This is a genomic window from Pseudomonas sp. SIMBA_068, from assembly GCF_046534705.1.
Lineage (GTDB): Bacteria > Pseudomonadota > Gammaproteobacteria > Pseudomonadales > Pseudomonadaceae > Aquipseudomonas > Aquipseudomonas putida.
Genome location: NZ_JAWRYI010000001.1, coordinates 1297511 through 1308959, shown reverse-complemented (window position 1 = coordinate 1308959; position 11449 = coordinate 1297511). Strand labels below are relative to the sequence as shown.

Here is an 11449-nt window from a genome sequence, read left to right as displayed (position 1 = left end):
AAGAACCGGTCGCCCGGGCCTCACAGGAGGAGGCCCGGGGGGCGGCAAGCTACCTCTGCCGGCGTGCCCGGCGAGGTCAAAACCAAGGGGCGCATGAGCAACCCTTTACATGTAGTTAATGGAGAGTTTCACAATGGCATTTGACGCGTATATCCAAATCGACGGCATCCCGGGCGAAGTACTGGATGACAAACACAAGGACTGGATCGAAGTGCTGGGCTACGAGTACGGCGCCACCCAGGCTACCTCGGCAACTGCCAGCTCCTCGGGTGGTGCGTCGTCCGAGCGTGTTGCCCTGAGCGACTTCAAGATCCGCAAAGCCGTCGACAAGGCTTCGGCCAAGCTGTTCGAGCACTGCTGCACCGGCAAGCACATCGCCAAGCTGAAGCTGAACGTGAACCGTGCAGGTGGCGATAAAGTCACCTACCTGACCATCGACATGGAAGAAGTCGTGGTCTCGTCGGTGAAGTTCGTTGCCGGTGGCAGCCAAGGGGGTGAAGACAAGGCCGTCAGCGACCTGCCAATTGAAGAAATCAGCTTCAACTTTGCCCGTATCAAGACCACCTACACCCAGCAGAACCGCACCGACGGTCAGGCCGGCGGCAACATCGTCGGTGGCTGGGACCGCACCGCGAACAAAGTGTTTGCCTAAGCAGGTGACAAAACATGGGCCGCTTCGGCGGCCTGAACCAGCAGCGCCGCCAGGTCTTCTGGCGCGCTGTTCATTAGCCATGTCCAGAGTGTTATATGCCTGAAATCCTCAATGACCTTTCGCTGGCCACGCTGGCCGCCCCCATCGAGGGTGGCAGTGGCGAAGACTTGAGCTTCTCTGCCTTGTTCGACCAGATCAAGGAGGCACGCCGGGCCGACCCTGACTACCTGACACAGGGCGACTGGCAAACCGACCTGAAGACTGCCAACTGGGAGCAGGTGATCGACCTGTCGGCGCAAGGGCTGGCGGAGCAAAGCAAAGACTTGATGCTGGCGGCCTGGCTCAGTGAAGGGCTGGCGCAGCGCGAGCACTTCAAAGGTATCACCTTTGGCCTTGAGCTGACCGAACGGGTTCTGGACGCGTTTTGGGAGACGCTGTACCCAACCCTGGAAGACGGCCTGGATGAGCGCGCAGCGCGGCTGTCCTGGCTCAAGACCACACTCAGCGACATTGCCGGTGGTTTGCCTATTACCCAAGGGCAGAATTTTGGCGTGTTGCGTTATGACGAATCACGCCACGTAGAAAACCTCGCCTTGCAAAACCCCAAGGCAATGCAGACAGCGCTTAACGAAGGCAAGATCAACGCCGAGATTTTCCAGCGCTCGGTAGCACTTAGCGACACCGATCACCTGCGCGCCAAGGCCTTGGAGATTGCCACCAGTCTCAATGCATGCAAGCGCCTGCAGGCTACGGTAGACCGCCTGTTCGAGCGCGAGGCACCCAGCTTTGCCAGCCTTGCCGACATGCTCTCGCGTGCAAGCCAGCTGGCGGAGAAACTGCTCAAGGACCGCGGTGTCGAACTGCACCCCACCCTCCTCGAGGAGCAGGAGCCAGAGGCCGTCACGGCCAACCCCCAATCAGCAGGTGAACAAATGGATACACGCCCACCGGCGACTGTGCCAGCCGCCATGCGCACCACGCCGCTGACCCGCGACGAGGCGTTCACCATGCTTGCGGGCATTGCCCAGTACTTCAAGCAGAGCGAACCGCAAAGCCCGGTACCCTACCTGATAGAACGTGCAATAAAGTGGGGCAACATGCCGCTGGAAGGCTGGCTCAGTGATGTGATCAAAGACAACAATGTCGTGGACAACATCCGTGATGTGCTAGGCACCCGCTAGAATGCTGTTACTTTGACGGCCACTCCCCCAACGTTCAAGGATCGCCGCATGCGTCAGCGCCCTACCTCGCCAACGGGTTTTGTTCGAGTCCGTGGCGCCCGCGAGCACAACCTGAAGAACATCGATGTGGATGTGCCCCGCGATGCCTTGGTGGTATTCACTGGCGTGTCCGGCTCGGGCAAGTCTTCACTGGCTTTTTCCACGCTGTATGCCGAAGCCCAGCGTCGCTATTTCGAATCGGTGGCACCCTACGCCCGACGGCTGATCGACCAGGTTGGCGTGCCAGACGTGGATGCCATCGACGGCTTGCCACCGGCGGTGGCGCTGCAGCAGCAACGCGGCACGCCCAGCGCACGTTCCTCGGTGGGTAGCGTGACCACCCTGTCCAGCTCGATCCGCATGCTCTACTCGCGCGCGGGCCACTACCCGGCCGGGCAGGCGATGCTGTATGCCGAAGACTTTTCACCGAACACGCCCCAGGGCGCCTGCCCGGAGTGCCACGGCCTGGGCCGGGTCTACGAGGTGACCGAAGCGACCATGGTCCCCGACCCGTCGCTGACCATCCGCGAGCGCGCGGTGGCGGCGTGGCCGATGGCCTGGCAGGGGCAGAACCAGCGCGACATCCTGGTAACGCTGGGCTATGACGTCGACATTCCCTGGCGCGACCTGCCGCAAGCGCAGCGCGACTGGATCCTGTTCACCGAGGACACGCCCACCGCACCTGTGTATGCCGGCCTGACCCCGGCACAGACCCGCGAAGCGCTAAAGCGCAAACAGGAGCCCAGCTACCAGGGTACGTTCATGGGCGCCCGGCGATACGTGCTGCATACCTTCATGCACTCGCAAAGCGCGCAGATGCGCAAGCGCGTGGCCCAGTACATGCGCCCCAGCCCCTGCCCGCTGTGCCAGGGCAAGCGCCTGAAGCGCGAGGCACTGGGCGTGACGTTCGCCGGCCTGGACATCGCCGAGCTGTCGCACCTGTCGTTGCAGGCGCTGGCCGGGGTATTGCGCAAGGTGGCGGCAGCGGATTACCTGACCCAAAAACAGGATGCGCTGACGGTAGAAAAGCGCCTGGCTGCCCAACGCATCGCCAACGAGTTGCTCGAACGCATCGATACCCTGCTCGCCCTTGGCCTCGGTTACCTGGCCCTGGAGCGCAGCACCCCGACCTTGTCCTTCGGTGAGCTGCAACGCCTGCGCCTGGCCACCCAGCTGAATTCGCAGCTGTTCGGCGTGATCTACGTGCTCGACGAGCCGTCGGCCGGCCTGCACCCTGCCGACAGCGAAGCGCTGTTCGAAGCCCTGCAACGCCTGAAGCAGGCTGGCAACTCGGTGTATGTGGTGGAGCACGACCTGGACACCATGCGCCGCGCCGACTGGCTGGTGGATGTAGGGCCAGATGCCGGCGAGCATGGCGGCACCATTCTCTACAGTGGCCCGCCCGCAGGCCTGGCCGAGGTCGAGCCGTCGCGCACTCGCGCCTACCTGTTCAGTGCCCCGGCCCGGACCACGCGTGAGCCCCGGCAGGCCCGCGACTGGCTGAAGCTTGAAGGCATCACCCGCAACAACCTGCACAACGTCAGCGCCGCCTTCCCCCTTGGCTGCTTTACCGCCGTTACCGGTATTTCCGGCTCGGGCAAGTCCAGCCTGGTCAGCCAGGCCCTGCTGGACCTGGTGGGCGCGCACCTGGGCCATGCCGAGCAACGTAGCGAACCCGAAGAACAAAACCTGGAAGACGAACCTGAACAGGCCAGCAGCGGCCACGTGAGTGCGGGCCTTGGCAGCATCAAGCGCCTGGTGCAGGTCGACCAGAAGCCGATTGGCCGCACGCCGCGCTCCAACCTGGCCACCTACACCGGCCTGTTCGACCATGTGCGCAAGCTGTTCGCCGCCACCGAACAGGCCAAGGCCCAGGGCTTTGACGCCGGGCGCTTTTCCTTCAATGTCGCCAAGGGCCGTTGCGCCAACTGTGAAGGTGAAGGGTTTGTCAGCGTCGAGTTGCTGTTCATGCCCAGCGTCTACGCGCCCTGCCCGACCTGCCATGGCGCCCGCTACAACCCCGAAACCCTGGCGGTGAGCTGGCAAGGCATGAACATCGCGCAAGTGCTGCAACTGACCGTCGACCAGGCCCTGCAGGTATTTGCTGAACAGCCACCGGCGCGCCGGTGCCTGCAAGTGCTGCAGGATATCGGCCTGGGTTACCTGCGCCTGGGCCAACCGGCCACCGAACTGTCCGGTGGCGAAGCGCAGCGGATCAAGTTGGCTACCGAACTGCAACGCCAGGCCCGCGGGGCAACCCTGTATGTGCTGGATGAGCCCACCAACGGCTTGCACCCGCAAGACATCGACCGGCTGCTGGTGCAGTTGAACCGACTGGTCGAGGGCGGGCACAGCGTGGTGGTGGTCGAGCATGACATGCGCGTTGTGGCGCAAAGCGACTGGGTGATCGATATCGGGCCAGGGGCCGGGGATGCCGGGGGCAAGGTGGTGGTCAGTGGCACGCCGCAGGAGGTGGCCGGGTGTGCCGACAGCCGCACAGCGGCGTTTTTGGCCAAGGCCTTGTAGCACCTGCGCATTGCCAGGTTCCACGAACGGCGCTTAGAATGCGATCAATTCTTAATTGCACCCCTTTTGCCGGAACCTTGCGCACGCCATGCCGCCCGCCGACCCTACCCTCAACCTGCAGGTCCAGACACTGTACACCGAGCACCATGGCTGGCTGCAGGGCTGGCTGGGGCGCAAACTGGGCAACGCCTGCGATGCCGCCGACCTGGCGCACGACACATTCGTGCGCCTGCTCAGCCGCCAGGGCAATCACTGCTTTGGCAACGAACCCCGGGCCTTGCTGACCCACATCGCCAAGGGCCTGGTGGTCGATCGCTGGCGCCGTCAGGATGTCGAGCGGGCCTATCTGGAGGCCATCGCCCATTTGCCGCAACCCGAGGTGCCCTCCCCGGAAACGCGCTGGCTGATCCTGGAAACCCTGTACCGCATCGACGCCATGCTGCGCGACATGCCGGCCCGGGTCCGCCAAGTGTTCCTGCTGTCGCAGCTGGACGGGCTGACCTATGCGCAAATCGCCGAGCAGCTGCAGGTTTCACTGATCACGATCAAGCGCGACATGCGCACGGCTTTCCTTGCCTGCCTGAGCATCGAGTGATGGAGCAGCGTATCGACCCGCTTATCCTTGGCGAAGCCGCTGACTGGCTGGTGCAGCTGCAATCGGGCACGGCCACCGAAGACGATCAGCGTGCCGTGCAGGCCTGGTGCCAGCGCAGCGCCCAGCACGCCCAGGCCTGGCAGCGTGCAGAGGCCATCCTGGGTGATTTCCGCCGCCTGCCCACACCCGTTACCGGTGAAACCCTGCGCCGGCTCAGCCGTAACGGTGCAGTCAGCCGCCGCCAGGCCCTGCATCGCCTGGGGCTGGGGCTGCTGGCAGTACCGGCGGCCTGGCTGGCGTGGCGAGAAACACCCTGGCAGCAATGGACCGCCGATGCGCGCACAGCGGTCGGCGAGCAACGCGCGTTGACGCTGGCCGATGGCAGCCAGGTGCTGCTGAACACCGACACAGCCATCGATATCACGTTCGACGCCCGACAGCGCCGCATCGACTTGCTGGCGGGCGAAATCCTGCTTACCAGCGCCAAGGACCCTGCTACCCCGGCTCGGCCACTGCTGGTGCGTACCCTGCATGGCCAGGCGACTGCACTGGGCACCCGTTTCAGCGTGCACCTCGATGGCCCGTTGACCCGGGTAGCCGTGCTCGAAGGCGCGGTCGAGGCCCGCCCGGTGCACGCCACCAGCGGCCTGCTGCTCCGGGCCGGCGAGCGCAGCGCTTTCGATGCCGACCGGGTACTGCCCGCCGCTGCGCTGGAAACCGGTGACCTGGCCTGGGAGCACGGCATGCTGCTTGCCCGTGACATGCGCCTGGCCGATCTGCTGCAAGCGTTGGCCCGCTATCGCCCCGGCGTGCTGCGCTGCCACCCTGCAGTACGCGAGTTGAAGGTGTCCGGCGCCTTCCCGCTGGCCGATACCGATGCCAGCCTGCGGCTGCTGAGCGACACCCTGCCGGTGACAATCCAGGGCCTGACCCGTTACTGGGTAACCGTAGAACCTCTCGGCTAACGCAGTCCCCTGTAGGAGCGGCCTTGCGCCGCGATGGGCCGCAAAGCGGCCCCGGCAGTCTTGCAAGAAGGCAGAGAACCTGGGACCGCTACGCGCTCCATCGCGACGCAAGGTGCTCCTACAGGGGCCGTGAATATTTCGTTGATACCTTTTCCTGCGTCGTCCGGTGATGAGTGCAGAACCTTTATTTTCTGCACCCACAGGACCCTCGCATGACGCCCCGCCAGACGTACCGCTTGCCTTTGAAGGCCCTGAGCCTCGCCATCGCCATGGCCGCCCTGGCCCCCACAGCGATGGCCGCCGATGCCACCTCGCGCAGTTACCACCTGGCTGCCGGGCCACTGGCCGACGTGCTGGCGCGCTTTGCCGCCAGCGCCGGGGTACCGCTGTCGTTCGACCCGGCGCTGCTCAAGGGCGCGCAAAGCCAAGGGCTGGACGGCAACTACAGCGTGCCGGAAGGCTTCGCCCGCTTGCTGGCCGGCAGTGGCTGCAGCCTGATAACCACCGACAGTGGCGGCTACACCCTGGCGCCGACGGTAGACCTGGGCAGTGCTTTGGAGCTGGGCGCGACCACCATCAACAGCGATCTGGCCGCCAGCAGCGACACCTGGCAAGGGGGCCAGGTCGCCCGTAGCGCCCGCCTGGGCGTGCTCGGCGACCAGGCAATCAGCGACGTGCCGTTCAGCGTTACCAGCTATACCGCCAAAACCATCGCCGACCAGCAGGCCCGCACGTTGGGTGACGTGTTGCTCAATGACGCGTCGGTGCGCCAGTCGGCGGGCTTCGGCAACTTTTCGCAGGTGTTCACCATCCGCGGTTTGCCGTTGAATACCGACGACATCAGCTACAACGGCCTGTACGGGGTGCTGCCGCGCCAGATAGTGACCACCGAGGCGCTGGAACGGGTGGAGGTATTCAAGGGGTCGAGCGCCTTCCTCAATGGGGTCGCGCCACAGGGCAGTGGCATTGGGGGTGCCATCAACCTGGTGCCCAAGCGCGCCGAAGACACCCCCACTCGGCATATCACCCTCGACTACGCCACTGGCGACAACGTTGGCGGCCACCTCGACCTGGGCAAGCGTTTTGGTGAAGACAACCGTTTCGGCGCTCGCATCAACCTGGCCCAGCATGACGGCGGCACCGGCGTCGACGACGAGGCCCAGCACTCTACTCTGGTGGCCGTGGCCCTTGATTACCGTGGCGAACGGCTGCGCCTGTCCACCGACCTGGGGTACCAGAAAGAGCGGATCAACCAGGGCCGCGCAGTGATCTACCCCACCGGCAGCAAGGTGCCCCACGCGCCATCTGCACGTGACAACTACTCGCAGCCCTGGAGCTGGTCGCAGCTGGAAGACACCTACGGCATGGTGAACGCCGAGTATGACCTGAACGACAACTGGATGCTGTACGCCGGCGCCGGCGCCAAGCACACCCGCGAAAATGGCGAGTATTCCTCGCTGTACGTCAGCGACGCCAACGGCACCGCGCGTGGTGGTTTCCTTTACTCGCCCCACGACGAAGACAACAAGAGCGCCGTTGCCGGGCTGAATGGCCGCTTCGCCACCGGCCCGGTCAGCCACCGCTTCAATTTCGGCCTGTCAGGCATGTGGGGTGAGCAGCGCTCAGCCTATGAAGCACTGGCTGCGGCCAAGCGCTACGACAGCAACCTGTACAACCCGGTGAAGGTGCCGCGCCCGACCGATACCTATTTCGGCAGCGACCTGCACGACCCGCGCATCGTCGGCAAGAACCGCAACAAAAGCGTGGCGCTGTCCGACACCCTGGGCTTTTTCGATGACCGCGTGCTGCTGACCGTGGGCGTGCGCCGCCAGTCGATCAGCGTGGACAGCTGGGCGACCGCCACCGGTGCGCGCAACACGCCGTACGACGAGTCCATCACCACCCCGGTGTATGGCCTGGTGATCAAGCCCTGGGAGCATGTGTCGTTCTATGCCAACCGCATCGAGGGCCTGGCCCAGGGCCCGACGGCACCGTCGAGTGTCAGCAATGCCAACGAAGTATTCCCGCCCAAGCGCAGCAAGCAGGTGGAGGCCGGGGTGAAGCTGGACTGGAACAGTTTCGGCGCCACCTTGGGTGTGTACCGCATCGAACAACCAAACAGCGTCACCTACCGCGCACCCGGCGCAACGCTGGACACCTTCAGCATGGACGGCGAGCAGGTCAACAAAGGTGTGGAGCTGAACCTGTTCGGTGAACCGGTGGACGGCCTGCGCCTGTTGACCGGTGCCGTGTTCATGCACACCGAGCAGAAGAACACCGCCTATGGCAGCAACGACGGCAACCGTGCTGCCGGTGTACCGCGCTTCCAGTACAACCTGGGGGCCGACTGGGACGTGCCAGGCATTCAGGGCGCCGCACTCAGCGCCCGGGTATTGCGTACCGGCGGCCAGTATGTGAATGCGGCCAACAGCCTGAGCATTCCGGCCTGGACCCGGGTGGACCTGGGCGGGCGCTACCGTTTCAAGGTCGATGACAAGCAGGTGACGTTGCGGGCCAATGTGGAGAACGTGGCGAACAAGGCGTACTGGGCATCGGCGTCGACCTCGAACAACTATCTGACCCAAGGTACACCGCGGGTTTTGCGCTTATCGGCCAGCGTGGATTTCTGAGCCTGGAGGCCGGAGCAGGCTGTAACACTTTTCTTTGCGGTTGCCGCTCAAGTACAGTCTGCCCCATGGACAAATACGCCCCCCGCCAGTGGCTCCCCCACGAAAAACCCAGCCTGCCGGGCTCGCCCTCCACGCCCCTGCATTCGCCAGCCAAACGCTTGGCCTACGGGGTGGTCGGCCTGCTGGTAGCCATCACCGGTGGCCTGGGCAACGCGCTGGTCACCGCCAACCTGGTGTTCCTGCAGGGCGCCCTGGGCGCGACTACCGCAGAAATGGCCTGGCTGCCCGCCGCCTACGTCATGACCAACGTGTCCATCAACCTGCTGCTGGTGAAGTTCCGCCAGCAGTTCGGCCTGCGCGCGTTCACCGAAGTGTTCCTGGTGCTGTATGCCTTGGTCACCTTCGCCCACCTGCTTGTCAACGATCTCAACTCGGCCATCGCCGTGCGCGCAGCCCACGGCATGGTTGGTGCAGCGCTCAGCTCGCTGGGGCTGTACTACATGATCCAGGCGTTTCCCGCGCAATGGCGGCTGAAGGCGATGGTGCTGGGCCTGGGCGCCTCGCAACTGGCGCTGCCGCTGGCGCGGATCTTTTCCGAAGACCTGCTGCAGATCGCCGAATGGCGTGGCCTGTACCTGTTCGAACTGGGGCTGGCACTGGCAGCGCTGGGGTGCGTACTGATGCTCAAGCTGCCGCCAGGTGACCGCTTCAAGACGTTCGAGCCCTTGGATTTCCTGACCTTCACCCTGATGGCCAGCGGCACCGCCCTGCTCTGCGCCGCGCTGTCGCTGGGGCGCATCGAATGGTGGCTGGAGGCGCCGTGGATCGGCGTGGCACTGGCGGCATCGATCGCCCTGATCTTCGCTGGCCTGGCCATCGAGCACAACCGGCGCAACCCGTTGCTGATGACCCACTGGCTGGGCAGCGGTGCGATCATTCGCCTGGCACTGTGTGTGGTGCTGATCCGCATGGTCACCTCCGAACAGTCCACCGGTGCGGTCGGTTTCCTGCAGGTGCTGAACATGGGCAGCGAGCAGATGCGCACGCTGTACTGGATCATGCTGCTGGGTGCGGTGGCGGGCCTGGCCAGCAGTGCCCTGACCATCAACCCCAACCACCTGGTGATCCCGCTGCTGGTCTCGCTACTGGCCATGGCCACAGGTGCGTTCATGGACAGCAGCTCAAGCAACCTCACACGCCCGGCACAGATGTACTTCAGCCAGTTCCTGCTGGCGTTCGGGAGTACCTTTTTTCTCGGCCCGTCGATGGCCCTGGGCATCAGCCATGTACGCGCCAACCCGCGCAACCTGGTGAGTTTTTCGGTGTTGTTCGGTATCTGTAACAACCTTGGCGGCCTGATTGGCGCGGCACTGCTGGGCACCTTCCAGACCTGGCGCGAGAAATTCCACTCCAGCCACCTGATGGACCGCCTCAGCTACATCGAACCGTTGGTGACTGCCCGGGTCCAAAGCGGCGGCGCCGGTTACGCTGGCATCATCGCCGACCCGGCCCTGCGCAACGAGGCCGGCATGCGTGTGCTGGCCAATGCCGCCACCCGTGAAGCGAATGTCATGGCCTACAACGATGTATTCGTGCTGATCGGCAGCATCGCTATCCTGACCATGATCTGGATCTGCATCCGTAGCACCTGGCTCTGGTACGCAGGACGCCAGACCACCTCCACCGACTCCACCCCCGGCGCGCCCACCCGATGACCGACGACCCCCGCACCACGACCACCAACGCCATCGCCGAAACCCCGGAAGGCACCACACCGCCCAGCGAGCCGACCAGCCCGGGGCGCTCGCGGCGGGTGCGTATCCTGTCAACGATCAGCTTCGCCTGCGTGGCCCTGGCCGGCATCCTGCTGGTGCTGTATGCCTGGCGCCTGCCCCCATTCGGCAGCGCTATCGAAAGTACCGAAAATGCCTTGATACGCGGCCAGGTGACCATCATCGGCCCGCAACTCAGTGGCTACATCGTCGACGTGCCGGTGCACGACTTCCAGTTCGTCAGGGCCGGCGACCTGCTGGTGCAACTGGACGATCGCATCTACAAGCAGCGCCTGGCCCAGTCCATCGCCCAGCTGCAGCAACAGCAGGCGGCCCTGGCCAACAACCTGCAGCAGCGTAAAAGCGCCGAAGCCACCATTGCCCAGCGTCAGGCAGCCATTGGCGATGCCATGGCCCAGGCAGCCAAGGCCAAAGCCGACCTTGGCCGCAACCAGGCGCTGGTCAATGACGGCTCTGTGTCACGCCGTGAACTTGACCTGGCCCGTGCCAGTGAAGCCGCTGCCGTCGCCAGCCTGGCGCAAGCCAGAGCGGCGCTGGAAATCGCCCGCCAGGACCGGGAAACGGTGGTGGTCAACCGGGCCGCGCTGCAGGCCTCGGTGGAGAACGCCAAGGCGGCTGTGGAGCTGGCGCGCATCGACCTCGACAACACCCGGGTCACCGCCCCGCGCGACGGCCAGCTTGGGCAGATCGGTACACGCCTGGGGGCTTATGTGAATTCCGGCGCGCAATTGATGGCGCTGGTGCCCGACACCTTGTGGGTGATTGCCAACATGAAGGAAACCCAGATGGCCAATGTACGCATCGGCCAACCGGTGAGCTTCACCGTGGATGCGCTCAACCACCTGAAGCTTCAGGGGCATGTACAGCAGATCTCGCCAGCAACCGGCTCGGAGTTCGCCTTGTTGCAAGCGGACAACGCCACCGGCAACTTCGTCAAGATTGCCCAGCGGATTCCGGTGCGCATTACCGTGGATGCCGACCAGCCAGATGCCAAACACCTGCGGCCGGGGATGTCAGTGGTGGTCAGTATCGATACCCGTAACCAGGATTGATGTGCTTGCTGCCGAC

Annotated in this window: 8 protein-coding genes; all 8 read left to right on the top strand. The window is 64.5% G+C overall.

What is annotated here, in order from left to right; translation table 11 throughout:
- Positions 1-133 precede the first annotated feature (133 nt).
- The 8 genes from SB756_RS05990 to SB756_RS05955 all read left to right on the top strand — a co-directional run bounded on the left by SB756_RS05990 (position 134) and on the right by SB756_RS05955 (position 11433).
- Positions 134-652, top strand: coding sequence for an Hcp family type VI secretion system effector (locus SB756_RS05990; protein WP_341798774.1), 519 nt, complete (start codon positions 134-136; stop codon positions 650-652).
- Positions 653-747: 95 nt separating this feature from the next.
- Positions 748-1833, top strand: coding sequence for a type VI secretion system protein TssA (gene tssA / locus SB756_RS05985; RefSeq protein ID WP_016499517.1), 1086 nt, complete (start codon positions 748-750; stop codon positions 1831-1833).
- 48 nt (positions 1834-1881) lie between these two features.
- On the top strand, positions 1882-4398 hold the full coding sequence (locus SB756_RS05980; protein ID WP_410910398.1) for an excinuclease ABC subunit A: 2517 nt from the start codon (positions 1882-1884) through the stop codon (positions 4396-4398).
- Positions 4399-4486: 88 nt separating this feature from the next.
- Entirely contained in the window at positions 4487-4993 is a 507-nt protein-coding gene (locus SB756_RS05975; protein ID WP_028613906.1) for a sigma-70 family RNA polymerase sigma factor, read from the top strand.
- Positions 4993-5958, top strand: a complete 966-nt coding sequence (locus SB756_RS05970) for a FecR domain-containing protein (protein ID WP_410910397.1) — start codon at positions 4993-4995, stop codon at positions 5956-5958. Before SB756_RS05975 ends, SB756_RS05970 begins: the two co-directional genes overlap by 1 nt.
- Positions 5959-6170: 212 nt before the next feature.
- Positions 6171-8588, top strand: a complete 2418-nt coding sequence (locus SB756_RS05965; RefSeq protein WP_410910396.1) for a TonB-dependent siderophore receptor — start codon at positions 6171-6173, stop codon at positions 8586-8588.
- 65 nt (positions 8589-8653) lie between these two features.
- Positions 8654-10303: an MFS transporter gene (locus tag SB756_RS05960; protein WP_410910395.1), complete on the top strand. Its 1650-nt coding sequence runs from the start codon at positions 8654-8656 to the stop codon at positions 10301-10303.
- Positions 10300-11433 (top strand): HlyD family secretion protein, encoded by a 1134-nt coding sequence (locus SB756_RS05955; protein ID WP_410910394.1) that lies wholly within the window; start codon positions 10300-10302, stop codon positions 11431-11433. Before SB756_RS05960 ends, SB756_RS05955 begins: the two co-directional genes overlap by 4 nt.
- The last annotated feature ends 16 nt before the right edge of the window (positions 11434-11449 follow it).

What these genes read in the sequence shown, in the direction of transcription:
- SB756_RS05990 (WP_341798774.1), top strand. Translation starts at nt 134, where the DNA reads ATGGCATTTGACGCGTATATCCAAATCGACGGCATCCCGGGCGAAGTA.
- tssA (WP_016499517.1), top strand. Translation starts at nt 748, where the DNA reads ATGCCTGAAATCCTCAATGACCTTTCGCTGGCCACGCTGGCCGCCCCC.
- SB756_RS05980 (WP_410910398.1), top strand. Translation starts at nt 1,882, where the DNA reads ATGCGTCAGCGCCCTACCTCGCCAACGGGTTTTGTTCGAGTCCGTGGC.
- SB756_RS05975 (WP_028613906.1), top strand. Translation starts at nt 4,487, where the DNA reads ATGCCGCCCGCCGACCCTACCCTCAACCTGCAGGTCCAGACACTGTAC.
- SB756_RS05970 (WP_410910397.1), top strand. Translation starts at nt 4,993, where the DNA reads ATGGAGCAGCGTATCGACCCGCTTATCCTTGGCGAAGCCGCTGACTGG.
- SB756_RS05965 (WP_410910396.1), top strand. Translation starts at nt 6,171, where the DNA reads ATGACGCCCCGCCAGACGTACCGCTTGCCTTTGAAGGCCCTGAGCCTC.
- SB756_RS05960 (WP_410910395.1), top strand. Translation starts at nt 8,654, where the DNA reads ATGGACAAATACGCCCCCCGCCAGTGGCTCCCCCACGAAAAACCCAGC.
- SB756_RS05955 (WP_410910394.1), top strand. Translation starts at nt 10,300, where the DNA reads ATGACCGACGACCCCCGCACCACGACCACCAACGCCATCGCCGAAACC.